Annotated in this window: 16 protein-coding genes; 7 read left to right on the top strand and 9 right to left on the bottom strand. The window is 38.2% G+C overall.

Annotated elements, in window-relative coordinates; genetic code table 11:
• Positions 1 to 30 precede the first annotated feature (30 nt).
• Positions 31 to 2109: a polyphosphate kinase 1 gene (gene ppk1 / locus BMW42_RS07080; RefSeq protein WP_035266707.1), complete on the bottom strand. Its 2079-nt coding sequence runs from the start codon at positions 2107 to 2109 to the stop codon at positions 31 to 33.
• Positions 2110 to 2233: 124 nt separating this feature from the next.
• A complete protein-coding gene (gene mtgA / locus BMW42_RS07085; RefSeq protein ID WP_035266660.1) occupies positions 2234 to 2908 on the bottom strand; it encodes a monofunctional biosynthetic peptidoglycan transglycosylase in 675 nt (224 codons plus the stop codon).
• A 76-nt stretch (positions 2909 to 2984) separates the two neighbouring features.
• On the opposite strand from mtgA, the gene BMW42_RS07090 reads away from it, so the two are divergent.
• On the top strand, positions 2985 to 3797 hold the full coding sequence (locus tag BMW42_RS07090) for a rhomboid family intramembrane serine protease (RefSeq protein ID WP_092766882.1): 813 nt from the start codon (positions 2985 to 2987) through the stop codon (positions 3795 to 3797).
• Between the two features lie 31 nt (positions 3798 to 3828).
• On the opposite strand, the gene BMW42_RS07095 is transcribed toward BMW42_RS07090, so the two are convergent.
• Positions 3829 to 6315 (bottom strand): ABC transporter permease, encoded by a 2487-nt coding sequence (locus tag BMW42_RS07095; protein ID WP_092766883.1) that lies wholly within the window; start codon positions 6313 to 6315, stop codon positions 3829 to 3831.
• Positions 6312 to 7025, bottom strand: a complete 714-nt coding sequence (locus BMW42_RS07100; protein WP_416224319.1) for an ABC transporter ATP-binding protein — start codon at positions 7023 to 7025, stop codon at positions 6312 to 6314. The genes BMW42_RS07095 and BMW42_RS07100 overlap by 4 nt, the downstream gene beginning before the upstream one ends.
• 41 nt (positions 7026 to 7066) lie before the next feature.
• Between BMW42_RS07100 and BMW42_RS07105 the strand changes: the two genes are divergently transcribed.
• On the top strand, positions 7067 to 7711 hold the full coding sequence (locus BMW42_RS07105; protein ID WP_092766885.1) for an arylesterase: 645 nt from the start codon (positions 7067 to 7069) through the stop codon (positions 7709 to 7711).
• A 76-nt stretch (positions 7712 to 7787) separates the two neighbouring features.
• On the opposite strand, the gene BMW42_RS07110 is transcribed toward BMW42_RS07105, so the two are convergent.
• Entirely contained in the window at positions 7788 to 8402 is a 615-nt protein-coding gene (locus BMW42_RS07110; protein WP_035266649.1) for a carbonic anhydrase, read from the bottom strand.
• Positions 8403 to 8722: 320 nt separating this feature from the next.
• Between BMW42_RS07110 and BMW42_RS07115 the strand changes: the two genes are divergently transcribed.
• Positions 8723 to 9733, top strand: coding sequence for an alpha/beta fold hydrolase (locus BMW42_RS07115; protein WP_092766886.1), 1011 nt, complete (start codon positions 8723 to 8725; stop codon positions 9731 to 9733).
• A 17-nt stretch (positions 9734 to 9750) separates the two neighbouring features.
• Positions 9751 to 10752 (top strand): hypothetical protein, encoded by a 1002-nt coding sequence (locus BMW42_RS07120; protein WP_092766887.1) that lies wholly within the window; start codon positions 9751 to 9753, stop codon positions 10750 to 10752.
• 28 nt (positions 10753 to 10780) lie between these two features.
• Here BMW42_RS07120 and BMW42_RS07125 read toward each other — a convergent pair whose 3' ends face one another.
• The 3 genes from BMW42_RS07125 to nfuA all read right to left on the bottom strand — a co-directional run bounded on the left by BMW42_RS07125 (position 10781) and on the right by nfuA (position 15242).
• Positions 10781 to 12031, bottom strand: coding sequence for a class I SAM-dependent methyltransferase (locus tag BMW42_RS07125; protein ID WP_171260685.1), 1251 nt, complete (start codon positions 12029 to 12031; stop codon positions 10781 to 10783).
• 91 nt (positions 12032 to 12122) lie between these two features.
• A complete protein-coding gene (locus BMW42_RS14845) occupies positions 12123 to 14381 on the bottom strand; it encodes a TonB-dependent receptor domain-containing protein (protein ID WP_092766889.1) in 2259 nt (752 codons plus the stop codon).
• Between the two features lie 222 nt (positions 14382 to 14603).
• Positions 14604 to 15242: a Fe-S biogenesis protein NfuA gene (gene nfuA, locus BMW42_RS07135; protein ID WP_035269609.1), complete on the bottom strand. Its 639-nt coding sequence runs from the start codon at positions 15240 to 15242 to the stop codon at positions 14604 to 14606.
• A gap of 159 nt (positions 15243 to 15401) precedes the next feature.
• Here nfuA and BMW42_RS07140 point away from each other — a divergent pair, with 159 nt between their 5' ends.
• The 3 genes from BMW42_RS07140 (at position 15402) to BMW42_RS07150 (ending at position 18830) form a co-directional block, all read left to right on the top strand.
• Positions 15402 to 16019 carry a rhomboid family intramembrane serine protease gene (locus BMW42_RS07140; protein WP_092766890.1) on the top strand — a complete coding sequence of 206 codons (618 nt, stop codon included), beginning with the start codon at positions 15402 to 15404 and terminating at the stop codon, positions 16017 to 16019.
• Between the two features lie 156 nt (positions 16020 to 16175).
• Positions 16176 to 17129 carry an ABC transporter substrate-binding protein gene (locus tag BMW42_RS07145; RefSeq protein WP_092766891.1) on the top strand — a complete coding sequence of 318 codons (954 nt, stop codon included), beginning with the start codon at positions 16176 to 16178 and terminating at the stop codon, positions 17127 to 17129.
• Positions 17130 to 17288: 159 nt separating this feature from the next.
• Complete coding sequence (locus tag BMW42_RS07150) at positions 17289 to 18830, top strand: hypothetical protein (protein ID WP_092766892.1); 1542 nt, start codon at positions 17289 to 17291, stop codon at positions 18828 to 18830.
• A 74-nt stretch (positions 18831 to 18904) separates the two neighbouring features.
• Here the strand turns inward: BMW42_RS07150 and BMW42_RS07155 are convergent, their stop codons facing one another.
• A complete protein-coding gene (locus BMW42_RS07155) occupies positions 18905 to 20527 on the bottom strand; it encodes an inorganic phosphate transporter (RefSeq protein WP_092766893.1) in 1623 nt (540 codons plus the stop codon).
• Positions 20528 to 20706 lie beyond the last annotated feature (179 nt).

The following is a 20706-nucleotide window of genomic DNA, read 5'->3' on the forward strand; positions in this document are numbered from 1 at the left end:
CCATTTGGCTCCTTTTTTTATAAAAATCATTTAAGATTTAAAGAGTTCAAGCAATTTATGTTGCGCATTATGAGGAGTCTCACCTTCATCGCATTGCGCACGTGACCAAGTTCCATCACCATTTAACAACCAAGCTTGTTGATTATCTTTCATATAATTCAATAAACCATGTTGATAAATGTGCTTTCTCAAAGTTGGATCCTCAACAGGGAAACAAACTTCAACACGATTAAATAAATTACGATCCATCCAGTCTGCGCTTGAACAATACAGTCGTGGTTGCCCTGCATTTCCAAAATAATACACACGTGTGTGCTCTAAGAATCGTCCAACGATAGAGCGCACACGGATATTCTCAGAAAGCCCTGGCAAACCTGGTCTTAAACAACAAATTGAACGTATGATTAAATCAATCTGCACACCAGCTTGTGATGCTTCATAAAGTTTATTAATCAGTTGCACTTCAGTCAGCGCATTCACTTTCACAATAATCTGAGCTGGCTTACCCGCTTTGGCGTGAGCAATCTCTTCATCAATATAACTAATTAACTGTGTATGCAACGTAAATGGCGCATGAAGTAATTTCTTCAATTTTGCCATTTTGCCCATTCCAGTCAACTCTTGGAATATACGATGCACATCTTCACAAAGCTCTTTGTCCGTTGTCATCAATCCGTAATCGGTATAGATCCGGGCATTGGTTGCATGATAATTCCCTGTACCTAAGTGCACATAACGAACCAATTTATTATTTTCACGGCGCACAACGAGAATCATTTTTGCATGTGTTTTATAGCCTACGATGCCATAAACCACCACAGCACCAGCCTCTTGCAAAACATTTGCTACCGCAATATTTGACTCTTCATCGAATCGCGCTCGAAGTTCAATGACAGCTGTGACTTCTTTACCATTACGTGCAGCTTCAGCCAACACTTGAACAATCTCAGAATCAGGCCCACTTCGATATAATGTTTGCTTAATCGCTAAAACTTGTGGATCTCGTGCTGCCTCACGTAATAAATTAATAACTGGAGCAAATGATTCGAATGGATGATGTAAAAGAATGTCCTGTTTCTTCATCGCAGAAAAAACATTTTCAGACTTCTTTAATACTTTAGGAATGACCGGCGTATGTGAGTCATATCTCAAATGCGGACGTTTAAAATTAGACACTAAACGTGCCAAGTTCACAGGTCCATCAACTTTATATAATTGTTCTTCATGCAAGTCGAATTCGTTGAGAAGGTAATCATAAATATGTTTTGGGCAATTTTCTGTCACTTCTAAACGGACAGCACGTCCAAATCGACGAGAGTTTAACTCCCCTTTTAATGCTTTTGCCAAATCTTCGACATCTTCATTAAGGGCTAAATCCGCATTTCGCGTCACACGGAATTGATAGCAACCTGTCGCAGTCATTCCTGGGAATAAATCAGAGACATGCTCATGAATAATCGCTGACAGCATCACGTGGTGTTCTTTACCATCGGTTAACTCGTCAGGTAAACGAACCACACGTGGTAAAGAACGTGGCGCAGGGACAACGGCTAAATCAATCTGTCGTCCAAAAGCATCTTTGCCTTCTAGCGTGACGATAAAGTTGAGTGATTTGTTGACTAAACGCGGGAATGGATGTGCTGGATCTAAACTAATTGGAGTAAGTACTGGCGCAACTTGTTCCTGAAAATATTTTTTAATCCATTGGGATTGAGCAGGTGTCAACTCTCCACGACGTAAGAAGCAGATATCTTCTTCACGTAATTTTGGAAAAATTTCATCATTCAAAATACGATATTGACGCTCTATTGCAGCATGCGCAGTCTGTGAAATTTTCTCAAGAACTTGCTTTGGTGTTAACCCATCTGGACTACGGCTTTCATTACCGAGCTCCAATTGCTCCATAACACCCGCAACACGAATTTCAAAGAATTCGTCCATATTTCTTGAAAAAATCAATAAGAAATTCATTCGCTCAAGCAATGGATGCAATGGATCAACCGCTTGTTCTAAAACACGAAGATGAAAATCTAAAATTGAAAGTTCACGATTGATATATCGTTCATTATAAGTATATTCAGTTGGAGTATTTGTCATCGCGGTATTCATACCACAAAACCTGCATGCTAAAGATCTGTCTTAAGTATGCTTCAAATTTATGACAATTTCATAAAAAATGCACATGATCACTGTGCATTTTTGATCTCACGAAAGTTTTTTAGACAATTACATTTCACGGAATTCTTGAAGCATTCATGTAACGCAAAATAATTCGCTGTTTATTTTTGAGTTTACGATCTTGACGGTGGTGTTGATAATAACGCGGATTCGGCAAGATCGCTGCCAAAAATGCGGCTTGCTCACGTGTTAGACTGCTTGCCGATTTTCCAAAATAATGACGTGCTGCAGCTTCCACACCAAAAATATGATCTCCAAATTCAATGGAGTTCATGTATACCTCAAGAATGCGTTGTTTTGACCACATACGCTCCATCATGACAGTAGCGACCGCCTCTTGTCCTTTACGTAAAAAAGAACGCTTATTAAATAAAAATAGATTTTTGGATAATTGTTGGGAAATGGTAGATCCACCCGCAACCACTTGTTCTTTTTCTTTATTTCTTTCCAAAGCATGTTTTATGCCGTCAAAATCAAAGCCATGATGTTGCATAAATTTAGCATCTTCAGCTGCAATAATCGCACGTTTCAGATGATCACTGATATTCTCATAATCACGCCATTGATGCTGAATAGGCTTCGAACTGTCGGTCCAATATGTCCAACGCATGAGCATCGTTGTATCAACAGCATTGGTTCTCCACCATGCAAGACTTGAAAAAATCCATAGTTGAATTACAAGGATGATACTGACAATGACCAATAAAGTTCGAACAATAAATGCTTTCATGTCAGTGTGTTGCTCCTTTTGTTAGCGTAGTACATGCTTGACCTTAATCCATATCATTATCACAGAATACAATGACATGACTGAAATGCAACCACCCCAATTTCAAAGCCAATCACGTCTACCCTTAAGTCAGATTACGTTTTTAATCATTACACTGAATGTTGGACTTTTTATCTGGCAAATCTTTAGCGGGGTGGATATATCAAACCCAGCAACAATAGATGCTTTGCGCTGGGGTGCTGATTATGCACCGCTGACTTATTTAGAGGAACCCCTCCGAATCTTCAGCAGTACATTTTTTCATTTTGGTCTTATTCATTTAATGCTCAATATGTGGGCATTGTATATCTTTGGCAATGTCGCTGAGAAAACACTTGGACACGTTTATTTTTTAGGCTTGTATCTATTAGCAGGCATTATGGGAAGCTTGATCAGTGGACTGATTGATATTCGGAATAGTTACGAGTTATTGGAGCATGTCAACCATGATTTATTTCCACGTGTATCCGCAGGTGCATCAGGTGCCGTTATGGGTTTAGGTGGTGCTTTAACGCTCTTATCTCTTTTTCCCCCTTTACCACAACAACAATTTCTCTTTGATCGTAAATCGCTGCTGATCATCTTGGCATTAAATATTGGTATGGGATTCATGATCCCTGGAATAAATAATGCAGCGCATATTGGTGGAATGTTGATGGGTGCAGTCATGGCTTTATGTTGGTACATCGGTCAACGATTTAGACTAGGCTTCACCACTACCATCGTGGTACTTCCTCTAGGCATCTTCTTATGTTGGTTCATGTATCAATATAACTTAGGCTTAGTGAGCGGAATACAACCCATTTGGGCTGAAATGTTGCAGCAAATGAAAATGCAATTGGCGTATTAATTCCAATTGCATTTTTTAGACCTCATAAATTTTATGATTGATTGAGTTCGCGCAAGCTTTTTAATGGAGGAATCTCAGTTAAGTAGCTTAAACGATAACGACCAATCAGCGCACATAAGATCGTCATGCTCATAGGTAGAATCACCCAGATTTCCCAATGCGGTTGTATTGCGAGATCCATTTTATAACTGGCGATCGCACTGATGACCTCAGCAAAAAAACACGATACTAAGCCAGCCATAAAGCCGATAAATCCAATTTCTAAACTCAGCATATTTTTCAAATTGGATTTTGAGCTGCCAAATGATCTTAAAATCGCGACTTCTCGCTTTCGCTCATCCATCAATAAATTAATGCAAGCAATCAACACCAAAAAACCTGAAACACTGACGAGAAGCGCAAGAATGGTAATAATCTGAACCAGAACAGATACTAAGTTTTTAATTTCCTCTAAAATTAAGGAAACATCGATAAATACAGTATTTGAGAACTGCTGAATCAGATTGACCAACTTGGATTTTTCATCTTGAGGTACAAAAAAACTTCCTAAATAACTTCCAGCATTTTCATCCATCGTATTCGGTGCAAAAATGAAGAAAAAATTTGGACTGAAGCTTTCCCACTCGACTGTTCTTAAATTTACAACTTTGGCTTGAAGTTCACCTTCTGGCAAGCTAAAGCTGAGTTGATCACCCACTTTTATCCCTAACTCTTCAGCAAGATTTGCTTCAACAGAAACATCTCCCACCTGCTGCAATTGTGGCTGCCCACTGACAATGACATTATCTTCTGGATAGCCTTGAGCTTGAGTCAAATTCAACTCTCGTCTGAGTGAGTTATTTTGCGCTCTTAATGATTCCGAAAATGGCTGACCATTATGTTTAATTAGGCGTCCGCGGATATTCGGATACAAGGGTGTACTTGGCCAACCTTCTTTTTCGATCTGAGCTTTAAATTGCTCAACTTCAAATGGAGGAAGACCATAAATAAATTGATTTGGCGTACCTTCAGGTAACTGTTGCTGCCAACGATCTAATAGATCCGTCCTTAATACTACAAGAACTGTAATCAGGCTCAGACCTAATGCAAGTGCAGTAATTTGAAATGCTGTTTGATTAGGTACACGTACATAGGCTGACCATCTATTTTTCAAAGATTTGATCATCTTTAATAGCAACCAAACTATGCTGAACATACTTGCACACAATGCGAGGATCGTACCGATAACGAGCAATGAGAGCTGTATATTTTGAGTGAGCAAAATACAAAATAAAATAAGACTTACAGCTCCCGCTCCCAATAAGGTTAAGAGAGAACGCGTAGATTTAACATCCTCACGGATAACACGAATTGGAGGCGTATTTAAGAGCTGCATCAAACTTGGGACAATAAATCCAAACATCACAATGACACTGGTGAATATTGCAATCGGCAAAGGACCCAAAACCAAATCAAACAAGCTAAATTGGATGTCTAAATGCGGAATTAGTTGTAACATAAACTGCAATAAAATATAGCCTAGACCAATCCCTAATCCAGTACCGATGAACATCTCAATTGCGACGGCAATCATAAGTAATGCAATATAGTTCTTAAGAATTTGGAACTTTGCAGTCCCCATACATCTCATTAAAGCAACATGATCTTGATTTTGTTGAACGTACCTTTGACTGGTCAACGCAATTGCAATACCGCACAGTAAAATTGTAAGAATGTTTGCAAGCTGTAAAAAAGTATCTAGATTTTCAATTGGACGCATCAGGCGGGTATTCGCCTCATCCGCAGTTCTCAAGCGAATTGAGCTTGGGGTTTCCATTGCTTGCTGATCATCTGCATTTGGTTCAATCATTTTTTTAGGATGGAGCTGATCAAAATAAGCCGTAAACTCATTAAGTCTATTCGGCTCACCAGACATAAGCAGACGATATTCGATACGACTTCCAGGCTGAATCGCATTGGTTGCCGCAACATCAGATTGTGAAATGATCACTGTAGGTGAAAAGGCTGAAAATCCGAGTTCTTGGTTAGAATCCTTTTCAATGACTCCTGTGACTGTAAAACTCGCATCTGCGATTTGAACCCTCTCCCCTATTTTAACATTTAATAAATCTAAAGCACGTTGACTCAGCCATACCTCTCCTGACCGAATAGCAGTCTGATCAGGTTGAATAATGAGTTCACCACGTAGCGGAAAATTGGACTCAATCGCTTTGACATTCACCATGACAAATTGTTCATCGGTATGTGCCATTGAGCCAAAAACCGTCACTAGGGACTGTTGTAGATTGAGTTGACTTGCCTTCTTTTTAAATTTTTCATCGAGCGGATATTGATCACTTAACACTAGATCTGCAGCTTGAAGCTTAGCAGCCTGCAATGAAACAGCTTGTTGAATCTGATCATTACTGAACTTTAAAGCGGTTGTCGCACTAATCGCGAGACTCAATGCAAAAATGAGCAAATAAATCCCTGTACTAGCAAAACTTTGCTTCAACAAAGGTTTAAATAGCGCACTCATACACGCTCTCCAGATCTTGAAGCACCTTGTACTTTTTGTAATTGACCATTGATCAATTCATAATGCGTCTCACATTTTTGTGCTAGCTGTTGATCATGGGTGACTAAAACCAATGTAGTGCCCAGCTCCCGATTCAAATCAAATAAAAGCTGTTCTATCTCCTGGGCTGTCGTCCCATCTAAATTTCCCGTTGGTTCATCCGCAAATACAATTTTGGGCTCAGCAATTAAAGCGCGTGCAATTGCTACACGTTGTTGTTCTCCCCCAGACAGTACTTTAGGTGTTTGAGTACTTTGACGATCTAAACCCACTTTGTTCAACCAATAAAGGGCTTGTTGTTCTGCTTTGGCATAATCAAAATTCTTTTGAATTCTCAGCGGTAACATGACATTTTCAAGCGCAGATAAAGAAGGTAAAAGCTGAAAGGATTGAAATACAAAACCAATATTTTCAAGTCTAATTTGAGCGCGTTGCTCTTCGCTTAATTGCTCAACTGCTATACCATTAATCGACAATGTTCCTGAACTTGGCTGATCTAATGTCGCCAGAATTCCCAACAGTGTAGATTTTCCAGAACCCGATCTGCCTGTGATTGCGACTTGCTCGCCAGGATAAATTTGTAGATTTAGATTCTCAAAAATCGTCAACTTTTTTTGTTGGATTTGTATCGTTTGTGTCAATTGCTGTGCAGAAATTAACGCTTGTGGCATGATTGAAGAAGTTGAGTCATTACGAACCATAGAAAGCCTTTATGCAAATCAGTCAAAGTTTAAATATTGTTACGTTGAGAAAAACTGCCTTTTTATTTATCTGCAGTTGTCTGTTTCTTTTACCGATCAATAGCTTTGCAAAAACTATCCTTATTCTTGGTGATAGTTTAAGTGCTGGTTACGGCGTGCCTACCGAGAAAGGTTGGGTCAATCTTTTACAAAAACGTCTTGATCAACAGTATCCGAAACAACATCGAGTGGTCAATGCAAGTGTCAGCGGTGAAACAACCAGTGGTGCATTAGCACGTTTGCCCAAATTGCTTCAAACACACAAACCAGATATTGTCGTAATTGAATTGGGAGGTAATGACGGTTTACGAGGTCAACCTCCAAAAATGATTCAACAAAACCTAACTCGATTAGTTCAATTGAGCCAAAAATCTAATGCCAAAGTCCTTATGTTTGGCATGAAGATTCCTCCAAATTACGGCTCAGCCTATAGCAAATCCTTTGAAAATAATTATAGGGTTGTGAGCCAGCAATTTAATGTGAAGTTGCTCCCTTTTTTTCTAGAAGGTGTTGCTGGAAATAATAAACTCATGCAAAAAGATCTGATTCATCCTAATGAACAAGCTCAACCTAAACTCTTAAATAATGCATATCCTTACATTAAAGGCGCTCTATAAAGTTATAGACATAGAGATCCATAAATCCCAATCAATAAAAAAGCCAGCTTAAGCTGGCTTTTTTAAAATGCTGATATTAGAAGTCAAAGAATGTAACTTCACCTGTTTCAAGTGAGTATTCTGCACCTACAACTTTTAATTTACCTTGTGCAATCAAGTTTTCCAACACCGCAGAACCATGGCGCAACTGGTTAACTGAAGCAAAAACATTTGAGCGAACCGCGTGTACTGAAAGCTTTTTCAAATCATCTTTTAACTCAGTTTGCATTAAAATTTCGACTGATGGACGTACGCGATTGACAATAGACATCAAATTAACAGATGGCGGTTGTTGAGGATTACGTAATGCTTCAATCGTTGAGTCGATTGCGCCGCAATGTGTATGACCCAATACAATCACTAAAGGACAATTAAAACTTTCGGCTGCAAACTCCACACTTCCAACTTGAGATGGAGCTACGATATTACCTGCTACACGAATAACAAATAAATCACCTAAGCCCTGATCAAAAACCATTTCAGCTGGAACACGTGAATCAGAACATCCTAATACAATCGCAAATGGCTCTTGAGTTTCAGCCATCTGAGCGCGCTCATGATGCGTCAATAATCGTTGATGCTTGGTTTGACCTTCAACAAAACGTTGATTACCAATTTTTAAACGTTCTAAAGCTTCTTGTGCAGTTAGCATCTTGTATCCATGGTTTATCAAGGTTTGAAGTAATTTTAATACTGTGCTTTTTGATTGTCACTGACAAAATTTAAACTCTGTTACAATTTTTGTTAATTGCTAAAAATATCTTCAATTTCTTCAAATCTGATGATTATGATCATTCCTTACTGAATCACTTTAGCAGCTGATTCAGCGCTTAAATTTATGTTTATGAAGTAAAACTTATTTAAATCGAGAACCAATTATCACAAAAATAGGATTTATTTTTTACTTTTAACTACTACTTTATAAAAGTCACTTGATTATAATGTCGCCCTGTTTTAAGGGATTTCACCTGCATGTTTGTTCATCTTCCTTTACCCATATTAAAGCATCAACATTTATTTTCCATTTTACTCGCGTTAATGCTCAGCCTCGGTACCTCATCTACCCGAGCAAATACTGTTGAATTTATCGACTATCAAAAAGTTTTAAATGAAGAACGTGCTTGGTCAGGATTATCCAATAAAACGATTCGCGTCGGAGATGTTGTGTGGTCTTATAGCGAAGGTGGTCCTGCTGATCGACCTGCCTTATTACTAATTCATGGTATAGGCATGAATCAAGACAGTTGGAATCATGTAGCTCGGAATCTCACACAGCAATATCGTGTCATTATTGTTGACTTGCCTGGAAGTGGACAAACGCTAACGCCTAAGGGGTTTGACTTATCACTTCCTCATCTGACTGAACAGTTACGTCGTTTTGCAGAAGCATTACGCATTGAAAACCAGCTTAATCTAGCGGGTCACTCTGTCGGTGGATCAATCGGACTGATGTATGCTGCTAAATATCCTCAAGAAATGAAAAGTTTATTTCTGATCAGTGCCGGTGGATTATTCAGAAGCAACAAAACATTCTTCCTCAATAACCCAATTTATTTAAAGCAGCTTTTAATCTCACAACCTGGAGACTTGAATTATGTTTCTAGGAGAGTCATGCATAAAGCTCCCTTCATACCCAGTTTAATCAAGAAACAACAAGAGCAAGCACTTATTCAACGCGCGGCGGATACATCTGAGCTGATTCATCAGCTTGTAAAACTCAATCAACAGTACACCGTTGAATCATTTGCTCAATTGTTAAAAAATATTGAGGTTGAAACATTGATTTTGTGGGGAAAACAAGATCAGATAGTCAATGTTGAAGTTGCACATGAATTAGGGACCGCCTTAAAAAAAGCACATCCCCCTATTTTATTAGATCAAATTGGTCATACACCTATCGTAGAAACACCTGATCTTGTGGCGCAACATTACTTAAGTTTTTTAAATAAGATGAATACCGTTAAAACGTCATCGTCAAATTAAGGATATTGAGAATTTTCATGGAAAAAAATCCTAAAATCGAACAGTTGATTGAGGCACATTTGGCATTTCTTGATCATGAATTTTCTCAAGATGACACCATTGAAAATGAATTTTTATATTTTTATCAATGGTTTCGAAAACAACCTTTAAAGCAAATTTGGTCTTTCGAGGCGATTAATGCACTGCTTCAAAAACAAATTCTAAATACACCTGCAACTGATTCTCTCATTCAACAGATTGCGGAGCATATTCGATTTGCGTTGGTTCACCCGCTTAATGAAACGACTCAAATCGAAGATATTATCTCGGTTCACACCATTGATCGAATTGCACTTTACATTTCATCTAAAAGTGCTCATCGCCAAGCTCTAATTAAACGTATTGTGAACAATCCCGCATTTTCGAGTATGCTCACCGAGTTAATCCATCATTCTATTCAGGATTATATTGATAATTCAGTGATGAATAAAAAAGTACCCGGTGTCGGCCGCTTTATGAAAATGGGGAAATCAGTTCTTGAAAGTGTCACTGATTCAAATCTTGATGATACGGTCAAACATTATCTTCAAAAAAATATTATCAAGATCAGTCAAATTAGCGAACAAGTGATTAACCAACACTTTGATGATAATAAGCTATACCACTTTCAAGCCAATCTTTGGCACAAAATAAAGCAAGTCCCACTCTCTGCTGTTAAAAACTATGTTGAAATCAATGATCTACCAAATACTGTGGCAATGGGACATGATATTTGGGACAACCTCCGTCAAACTGAATATCTAAAGCAACAAGTACACGATGGTATTTACACGTGGTATTGCCATAATCAATACCGCTCTTTTGATCTGATCATGCAAGATATCAATATCAACGAAAGCCTTGTTCAAAATGAATTAAGTGCTCTACTCTGCCCCGTAATTAAGCATATGATTTCTAGTGAACACCTTAAACAACGTGCACGTGTATATCTTGAAAAATTCTACTATTCTGAACCAGCACTAAGTATTCTCACATCTTAATTAGAAAACCGCTCCTTAGAGCGGTTTATTAGAAATATGTCGTCGGTATTTGAATCTCAATTTGATGCTCACTCAGCCATGAATTGAGACGTTCTATTTTACGTAGGTCCTTTGATTTTCTATGCTCGCTTATAGGGTAGATATAATGGCAATTCATCAATAAAAATATACTCTCAACAAGTAGTTTTAAATTTTGCTGAAAACAAGGAAGGTGATGTAACTGTTGAAAAGTTTTAGAACCTGTTCTTAAACTTTCAATAATGGCACTGATCACCTCCTTCGGAGCTTGAATTGGGCCAATTGATGTTTTTAAATTAATATTATCCAATCGCTGATTGTTAAGAATAAGATCTAATCTAATCTTATGTAAAATTCCTAAATGGTCTTCAAAACGGTAATTCACTGATTTTTTTTGAAACAAATCCATACGCTGCTTTGAATCCCGAGCAATATCTTTTAGATACTCTTTTGTATTCGAAATATTCACATCAGATATCAACTGTTGCAAGTCGAATGGAATGCTAAGCGAATCTAAGTTTTCAGTTGGAACTGCACTCCCAATATATGATAGATCAGCTTCGATCTTTAAAATCTCATGTACATCTACACTATAAAGGGGTTGCCAATAATCAGTTAAAAGTTCGTGAGCGAGATAATTGGTATCATTTTTTAATGTATTCACAATTCCTTGTATTTTGTCATATCCAATAAAAGCGCCTCTCCGATTTAATTCACTCACTAATGCTGTAGACAATTCAATACTTTGAGCAGATTGCTGAGAAGTATTTTTATCAACCAAGTTAAAGATTTTTTGAATAGGCTGTAAAGTAGCGGATCCAGGAAAGCACATATAGTGTAAATAGAATAGCCCTTGGTCCTTTAAAGATTTATCTAGAATCTGCCTAATAAAATATTGATTGTGTTCAGAAACCCAAGAATACACTCCATGACAGACAATGAAATCAAACACTTCATTATTATTTTTGTTAAATTTTTCAAAGTCTATATTTAAGAATCTTATATTGCTTAACTGTAAGAATTGAGCAAGCTCTGTAGCTCGTTGTATGTGTTTGTCATTAAAATCCACTCCGACAAACTCAGCGTACGGATTTGCAATTGCTGCCACAATCAAGTTAAGACCACAACCACAACCTAACTCTAAATATCGAAAATTTTGAGATATATCTGGCGCTATATAACCTTGAAATTGGCTGATTGTACTCAGCCAAATTGGCTGCATCTCTGGATAAAAAAACATAGGATAGATAGTGTCAACCACATAGCCATCGACGCGCTTCATTATTTTCCTTCTAAACTCGACTATTCAAAGCTTGGAGTGAGATTCTCGCTCTCACTCCAAGCACAAGACATTAAAACTTATAATTCAAGGCAAAGCTGTAACGTCGACCATCAAGCACCCAATCATTTCCATCTTTCAGTACATTTTTGTTTGCAACATTATATACACCAGTAGATAGCTGGAATTGGTCACTATACTTATACACAGCTCCAACATCTACAAATGTATAAGCTGGTGTTTTATCTCCGTCGGTATCACCCACTGTTTTGCCACGATAATTCAATTGAGTCCATAAATACAATTGATCATTAAAGTCCCAATCCAAGCCTGCATTAAACATATGTTTAGGCAAATTATTCAATGGTTTACCTTCATACTGTCCAGATTTTTGCTCACTATCTGTAAATGTATAAGAGTGTCTATATTTTAAGTAATCTGTGATGTTGTAATCTGTGGTCAGTTCAAGCCCTCTAATTTCGGCTTTATCAATGTTATAGTTGAGTGTATAACCATTTGCGTTATATGGCAGATTAGGGTTGGACTGATAGAAAGCACTGCTATCAACGAAATCATTAATTTCAGATTGAGTGTAAGGCGGCTCACCGTCATTTTTTGGGGGAAGTCGACTACCATCTAAACGACCAGATCGAGTAATTTTATCGTTAAAGTCAGTTTGATAGACCATAAGACTTGCAGATAAACCCAATTCAGGATGAGTGAATGCAAAACCTGTTTCATACGTTAAACTGGTTTCTGGCTTTAAATTTGGGTTTGGCATAATTGCCCCGCCCATTGAGTTCAGCATGTAATCTGGAGAAGAATTACGTAAGCTCGGCGCTTTATAGCCTGAAATTACACCTCCTTTTAAAGTCACATTGTCTGTAGCTTTATATACTGCATATGCCTTTGGACTGAAATTATCACCAAAAAACTCATTTTCATCGAAACGACCACTTAAGGTTAGTGCTAACTTATCACTGACATTCCAAGTATCTTCTGCAAAAATAGACCATTGATATCGATCCATTTTAGTGACTTTACCAGCCATCGCTGCATTTTGGTTACTTGTACCATCCTCGAGATTTTCTTTTAAATATCGCCCGCCAATGGTCAGACTATGATCTTTGAAAAAGTACGTTCCTTGTGTATTGGCTGTGATAGTCTCAAATAAAATCCCCCCTGGATTTTGAACTTTACCCACAGTACGCCCTGTAATTGCATTATTTTTATCTTTATCATATTGCAAGTAAGAAGTGAGTTTTAGATTGTCGTAATCACCATCATGAGTAAGACTAAAATTATTTTTTTCTAATTCGGAGTAAGTCCCTGTATTCGGTACGACATCTGAACGATAGATTAGCTCACCATCATCATTACGATTATTCGTATTATATGCTGGATAATAATTTCCATTAGATAGAACGAAATATTTACCATCAATATCAACTTTAGGACCCGTTACTGAAACATACTGGGTATAACTTTTACCTGGGTTGTGTGTACGCTCTTGTTGAGTTCTTACATATTCAGCAGTGAGTGTGTTTTTTTCATCTGGTGTAAAAACAAACTTTGTACCTAGATTTGTTTTTTGAAAATCTGGTTCACTCTCACCTGTTTCGGCTGTATTTTTTTGTAATGAACTTTCTTCAATCGTTTGAAGACCAGCCGTAACTTGGACTGAAAGAAGCTTATCAATTAATGGTGCATTTACATACAAGCTGGTATTGGTTGCGTCGTTGTTAACGTCATTCGATTTACCAGCTTTGATATATTCTGTTCGAATACTTGCAGTCAAACGATCTTGATGCTTTTTAGTAATGATGTTAATTACACCACCCATTGCATCAGAACCATATAGAGAGGATGACGGGCCTCGAATCACTTCAATACGTTCAATCGATTCTATTGGCGGTAAGAAGTTTACTGATGCTCCTTGAACCCCCCCATTTGTTGTTAAAAGACTACCATCATTCATTGGACGTCCATCTACTAAAAATAGGGTATAAGCTGATCCCATACCCCGAATGGAGATCGTCTGGTTCGTTCCACCGCCTTGTACAAATACACCTGGAACATTTTTCAATGCATCAGTTACATCACTATAAGATTTTTTTTCTAATTCTTCGGCAGTAATCACTGAAATCGTAGCAGCAGCATCCGCTATATTTTGCTCATAACCACTCGCTGAAGTTACGACAATTGTTTTTAACTTAGTTGTATCTTGTTTTGCATTAGTATCTTGACCAATTTGCTCTTGTGCAAAACTTGAAACCGACATGGTGGTTAAGACAGCAAACGCTAACTTAGATTTTAAAAATGTCTTTTGCATTGTGTAATTACCAAAGAATGTGTGGAGAGATCTTGTTCGAATTGTGTCGCATTGTAACAAATGATAATCACTTTGCAATAGATTATGATAACTATTCTCATTTATAGTTTTGTTTCTACATTTCAATTTTATTGATATTACTCATTTTGTTCAGTTTTCATAAAAAAAAGCCCCCTTTTAATGGGAGCTTTTCAAATCAACTTTTGTAAATTTAAAGGCAACTTATTTCATATAAGCGCCTTCTGATTGGCTGTGGTCTGTCTGGTCCACAACACGTTGTAACTCTGGGATATGCTGTTTTAGCGTAACTTCAACACCTTGTTTAAGTGTCACATCAATCGCTGAACACCCTTGACAGCCACCACCAAATTTCAAGACCGCTGTTAAACCATGCTCAGCATCTTCAACCACTTCAACCAATGCACAGTTTCCACCATGCCCTGCTAAACCAGGGTTAATTTCTGACTGTAATACATAGGTTATACGCTCTTCAATCGATGCATCTGGGCCTACACGTGGCACTTTCGAGTTAGGTGCACGGAAAGTCAGCTGACCACCAAAGCGATCTTTATTGTAATCAATCACTGCATCCAATAAGTATGGGATTGATGGTGTATCAATATATGCAGCAAATTTTGGATATTCTTGTTTATAGTCGGTTGGAACGACTTCATCTGGTGCACTATATGCCATGCAGCATTCAGCACGTGGTGTACCCGGATGTTCTACGAAAACACGTACCGCGATACCAGGAGTATTTTGCTTTTCTAAAAGTTCAAACAAATACTCTTGCGCAGTTGGTGTAATTAATAAATTTGGAATTTCTTCAGCAACTGCAGTGCTGGTGTTCTCAGTCGACATAACAATTTTTCCTCAAGCTGAAGACTCTATTTTAACTGAAGATCGGGGGTAATATTTAAAATTCAACTAAATTTGTCAGAATTATTATATTAATAACAATTAAATTTAAAAAAATGGCATGATGAACAGAATTAAAGCAATTTACTCAATCTTATCCATATGCTTGATTTACCTTTTAATCATACTGTCACCATCGTTTTAATTACGGTTGCCATTTCACTGGTTGCATTTTCCAATCAAAATATTATGAATCGTTTGATTTTTTGGCCTCCAGCCATGCAGAAAGGTCAATACGATCGATTTATCACGCATGGTTTTATACATGCAGATGGAACACATCTACTGTTCAATATGATCACACTCTTTTTCTTTGGAAGTGTAATTGAGAGTTTTTATCGACAATACTTATATGAACTCGGATTTGTTCTGTTCTATTTAGGCGGTTTAATCGCGGCAATTATTCCAAGCTATTTAAAACATAAAAATGATCACCGCTGGGCAAGTCTAGGGGCTTCTGGAGCAGTGTCAGCAGTCTTGTTTGCTTATATTTTATTTCAGCCATGGAAACTGATATTTGTCTTCTTTATTCCAGTTCCAGCCATTATTTTTGCCGTGCTTTATGTTGCTTATAGTATTTGGTCAGGTAAACGTGGAAACAGTAACATCAACCACAGCGCACATTTATGGGGTGCAACCTACGGTGTCGTGGTTACGATATTGATTGAACCTCAAATTATTCCACATTTCTTCAGCAAGTTGCTTCAACTACCTTTCTAATCCTTTGATCATTGCGGAGGGTTAAAACACTCCGCACAAATACCCTTAAATTCAAAATTGATGCTGTTAAATAAATCAAAAACACAAACTCAACAATGATAATGATTATCATTTATATATTCATGTTAAGCTTTTATCAAACCACGAGGTATTGATATGACTTACATTAAACTTCCATTGGCACTCATTCTTTCATTCAGCGCCTTTGTTTCATATGCTCAACCTGTTCAATTCACTTATCAAGATCAAACTATTCAACTTCAAAATACACCACAGAAGCTGGCTGTTTACGAACTATCCGCGTTGGATACACTGAATGCTTTAGGTATTCAAGCATCAATCGTACCCGAAACTACTTTTGTTGGTGCTTTGAAAAAATTTAATGACAAACAATATGTAAAAGCTGGATCTTTATTTGAACCCAACCAAACCTTATTAAAAGAACAAAAGCCAGATCTCATCATTGTCGGCGGGCGTTCTGCTGCAAAATTAAATGAGGTCAAAAAAATTGCACCTGCAATCAACCTCTGGCCTGATACTCAAAACTTCAATCAAGACCTGAAAAATCGCACACTTTTTTTAGCAAAAATGTTTAATAAGGAACAACTCGCACAATCTAAATTAGATCATGTCTATGCCCTTCAAGCACAACTTAAACAACTCACTAAAGGCAAATCCGGCCTGATGCTTTTTGCCATCGGTAATAATTTTATACCGCATGCAAAGAATGAAAGATTTGGATTTACCTATGATATTTCTGGCTTAAAGTCAGTGGTGCCGCCTGCAGCACCTCAAGCCTCAAGTGCTCGACCTGCTCCAAACTCACCAGAAGCTCTTGCTACCGCGCAACGCAATTTAGAGCGTCTAGTACAAGCAATAAAACAAAATCCTGATTTCATCATTGTGTTAGACCGTGGTGCTGTAAACACGCAAAACTATGCTGCGAAACAACATATTCAATCACATCCATTACTCAAGAATAGTCAAGCAGTCAAAGAGAATCGTGTCATCTTTGTTGATGCCGATGCCTGGTATTTAACGGGCGCTGGCTTAGATAACACTGCATTTATGTTAGAAGAATTGATCAATGGCATAAAAAATACTAAATAATTGATTTTGTTTATAAAGGAAGTCTTCGGCTTCCTTTTTTTAGAAATATCTCGTAATAATTCAATCAATATCTGGTAATTAATGCCACCTAGATCATTAATTTTGTCAGGATAATGTAGGCATCCGCGAATTTATTCATTTTTTTTTGAGATTTTTTGCATGTCTAATCAACCTGATGGTTTACAATTTTCCTCTAACACGTCCTCTAAACCCAGCAGTTCAAAATCAGGCCAACGCATCGTCAGTGCTGCATTACAACAGATTCAGCCAGAATACGCTGATGCAGTTATCAATGAAAAGAATTGGCGAAAATCCTATCCGATTCATTTTAAACGGTTGGTAGAATGTGGGCTCTCATCACCTGAAGCTGCGCTGCGCATCGCTCAAGATGGACTTCAACAAGCTTATGAAGAGTTTAGTTTTCAACGTGATCAACATACACATGCATTGAATGAAGTGATGAATCTTAAATCAACAGATTTAAATACCTACACACTTCAAGGAAACTCTACTGCTGAGCCGCAATGGTTTGTACCTTATCAGGGTAAAAATTTAGAAGGTCAAGCCCTACTCGACCAAATTCAACTCTGGTTAGATCGAGGTATTATAGAAGCATCACATGCTCAGGCACTACAAGCGTGTGTACAGCATCCAGAGTGGTTTGACCTTTCGGATCGAACAATGGTGCTGTTTGGTGCAGCTTCTGAAGCAGGACCTTTACCTTGGCTGGCGAAATGGAAAGCCAATATCGTGGCGCTTGATTTAAATCATGAGCGAGTATGGACAAAGATTTTGAATACTGTTCTGCAAGGCAATGCGACCTTATACGCTCCAAGTGTCGAATCAATAGATTCATCTGCATCTATACGTGAAGCTGCAGAGCGTTTAGGCGTTAACTTATTAACAGATACCCCTGAGATTGCACATTGGCTCACCCAGTTTGATCAAGTCTTAGATCTTGCCGCGATTGCCTATTTAGATGGCGAAAAGCACGTTCGTGTTTCTATGGCGATGGACGCCATTATGCAACATGTCAGCCAACAAAAATCCAATACCAGTTTAATGTATATGTGTACGCCCACTGACGTCTACGCTGTACCACAGGAAGTTATTCAAGGTGGATTAGATAAGTTTAAATCACGCTCTAAACTTGAAAATATTCTGTCCAAGAGTATTTCGACTGTCTCTCGTGATTATTTTTTCAAACAAAACGAAGAACGCTTATTCCAATGTCATGATAAACAGTATGGGATCTGCGACTGTCTTGTGGTTGAACAAGGTCCAAATTATGCGTTGGCGAAAAGGATTCAACAATGGCGCGCTACGTTAGCACGGTCACAAGGTCAACGTGTCAGCATTAATATTGCTCCATCGACCACTACATATTCGGTAACCAAAAACCCATTATTAAAAGCTGCTTTCAATGGTGCCAATTTGTTTGATGTTGAAGCATTTGAACCCGCGACGACCAATGCGATTATGGCTGCGTTGTGGATTCATGATTTGAGAAACCCACAGTCGGTTGCCAATCCTGACATCGCCCTCAATCATCCATTAGACTTAATCATGCATGGTGCTAATCATGGTGGATTATGGCGTGTAGCATATCTCGCACGCACCGCCCTACCATTTGCCGCATTATATGGTTTTGCTGAGGAAAAACTCCCCTTGAAAAAACTTTGGTCTAAATTCCAAAAATAAGCGTCATAAACAATTTATCATAAAAAAAGCGCTGATTGTTCAGCGCTTTTTTAGTCTTTAAGTATTGATTTCAATCAGGTGAACTGAAGGAACAACCAGAATAAACCACCTGACAAACAGATTGTTGCTGGCAGTGTGAAAATCCACGCTGATAAGATTGTGCGAACCATTTGGAAGTTTAAGCCCGACTTATTCGCAACCATCGTACCTGCTACAGCAGAGTTTAAAACGTGTGTTGTTGACACTGGCATACCAAAGCCATCAGCAGCAGCAATCGTTGACATTGCAACTAGCTCTGCAGACATCCCCTGACCATAAGTCATGTGTTGTTTACCAATACGCTCACCAACGGTAACAACAATACGTTTCCAGCCTACCATCGTCCCTAGACCTAATGCCAATGCAGTCGCAACTTTCACCCATGTTGGAATGTATTGAAGGAATGAATCTAAGTTATCACGGTAGTTGTCCACTGTTTTTTCTTGCGCTTCAGTCATGGCAGGTAAAGCTTCTGCTTTATCTAAACGCTTGAATGCAGTCGTGCTGAGGTACATATCATTACGGAATTCAGCCACTTGATCTTCAGGAACATCTTTAATGGATGTGTAGCTTCCTACTTTTTCACCTAAATGATCCGTCAAGCTTGCCAAAGCTGGCACAACTTCAGGTGTGATTTCTTTGGTTTGGATATATGACGTGATAATTTGACGTGCTTTTTCATCTGGAATATCTTGGTGATTTGGATAAATCAAATCAGCAGTTTCAGCAGATAACTGACCAAACGTTTGGATATGTTGTTGATCTAGACTCTTGTTTAAAGAGTATGCCAATGGCACGATCCCGATCAGAATCAACATAATCAGACCCATACCTTTTTGACCATCATTTGAGCCGTGTGCAAAACTTACACCGGTACACGTGAAAATCAAAATGGCACGAATAAGTGGCGGCGGCGGTTTATTCCCTTCTGGTGGTTGGAATAATTCCACTTGTTTCTTAAAGATTTTTTTAACCAATAAGAACAATACAGCCGCAAATGCAAAACCGATTAATGGTGAGAATAAAAGTGCTTTACCCACTTTCATCACCTGTTCCATGTCTACACCTGACGCACCATTACCTGCGTTTAAGATGTAGTTCATGATGCCCACACCTAAAATCGAACCGATCAGTGTATGAGAGCTAGAAGCAGGGATACCGAGGAACCAAGTTCCTAAGTTCCATACGATTGCGGCAATCAACATGGCAAAGACCATGGCAAAACCAGCACCTGAACCGACGTTCATAATCAATTCAACAGGCAATAGCGCGATAATACCGTAGGCAACTGCACCACTTGCGACCATTACGCCAAGGAAGTTACAGAAGCCTGCCCACATTACAGCGACAGGTGCAGATAAAGCGTTGGTATAAATAACTGTTGCCACAGCATTGGCCGTGTCATGGAAACCGTTAACGAACTCGAAACCCAATGCGATAAACAATGCCGTGGCCAACATGATCACAGCATAAAGATTTAAAGCAGGCACATGAGATAAATCAGCAGCCAACTGAAAACCAATGTAAATCAAGGTTGAAACAATCAGTGTAAGGAACACTGGCATAAAGAATTTCGGCGTTGGCACGTGAACATTCGTCGACTGCATAGGCGTTGACGATTGTGCTGAATCTGAAACTGGAGTTTGATTAGAATTCATGCAAGCAGAGAAAGAGGATAAATATCCCCTCTATTGTTCAATTTAATTATTACAATTATATGACAAAGAGCTGTCATATAAGTCATCCAAACGACACTTATTTAAGAAAATTAAACTTTAAAAACAACCAATATTCAAAATTTAACAAAAATAATCAGATAGTTAATACAAAACCCTCG

Source organism: Acinetobacter sp. DSM 11652 (assembly GCF_900109815.1).
Lineage (GTDB): Bacteria > Pseudomonadota > Gammaproteobacteria > Pseudomonadales > Moraxellaceae > Acinetobacter.

Excerpts from the sequence above, each read along its gene's own strand:
- BMW42_RS07155 (WP_092766893.1), bottom strand. The coding sequence starts at position 20,527 with ATGAATTCTAATCAAACTCCAGTTTCAGATTCAGCACAATCGTCAACG.
- BMW42_RS07090 (WP_092766882.1), top strand. The coding sequence starts at position 2,985 with ATGACTGAAATGCAACCACCCCAATTTCAAAGCCAATCACGTCTACCC.
- BMW42_RS07145 (WP_092766891.1), top strand. The coding sequence starts at position 16,176 with ATGACTTACATTAAACTTCCATTGGCACTCATTCTTTCATTCAGCGCC.
- nfuA (WP_035269609.1), bottom strand. The coding sequence starts at position 15,242 with ATGTCGACTGAGAACACCAGCACTGCAGTTGCTGAAGAAATTCCAAAT.
- BMW42_RS07095 (WP_092766883.1), bottom strand. The coding sequence starts at position 6,315 with ATGAGTGCGCTATTTAAACCTTTGTTGAAGCAAAGTTTTGCTAGTACA.
- BMW42_RS07115 (WP_092766886.1), top strand. The coding sequence starts at position 8,723 with ATGTTTGTTCATCTTCCTTTACCCATATTAAAGCATCAACATTTATTT.
- BMW42_RS14845 (WP_092766889.1), bottom strand. The coding sequence starts at position 14,381 with ATGCAAAAGACATTTTTAAAATCTAAGTTAGCGTTTGCTGTCTTAACC.
- BMW42_RS07100 (WP_416224319.1), bottom strand. The coding sequence starts at position 7,025 with ATGCCACAAGCGTTAATTTCTGCACAGCAATTGACACAAACGATACAA.
- BMW42_RS07105 (WP_092766885.1), top strand. The coding sequence starts at position 7,067 with ATGCAAATCAGTCAAAGTTTAAATATTGTTACGTTGAGAAAAACTGCC.
- BMW42_RS07150 (WP_092766892.1), top strand. The coding sequence starts at position 17,289 with ATGTCTAATCAACCTGATGGTTTACAATTTTCCTCTAACACGTCCTCT.
- BMW42_RS07140 (WP_092766890.1), top strand. The coding sequence starts at position 15,402 with ATGCTTGATTTACCTTTTAATCATACTGTCACCATCGTTTTAATTACG.
- BMW42_RS07120 (WP_092766887.1), top strand. The coding sequence starts at position 9,751 with ATGGAAAAAAATCCTAAAATCGAACAGTTGATTGAGGCACATTTGGCA.
- mtgA (WP_035266660.1), bottom strand. The coding sequence starts at position 2,908 with ATGAAAGCATTTATTGTTCGAACTTTATTGGTCATTGTCAGTATCATC.
- ppk1 (WP_035266707.1), bottom strand. The coding sequence starts at position 2,109 with ATGAATACCGCGATGACAAATACTCCAACTGAATATACTTATAATGAA.
- BMW42_RS07110 (WP_035266649.1), bottom strand. The coding sequence starts at position 8,402 with ATGCTAACTGCACAAGAAGCTTTAGAACGTTTAAAAATTGGTAATCAA.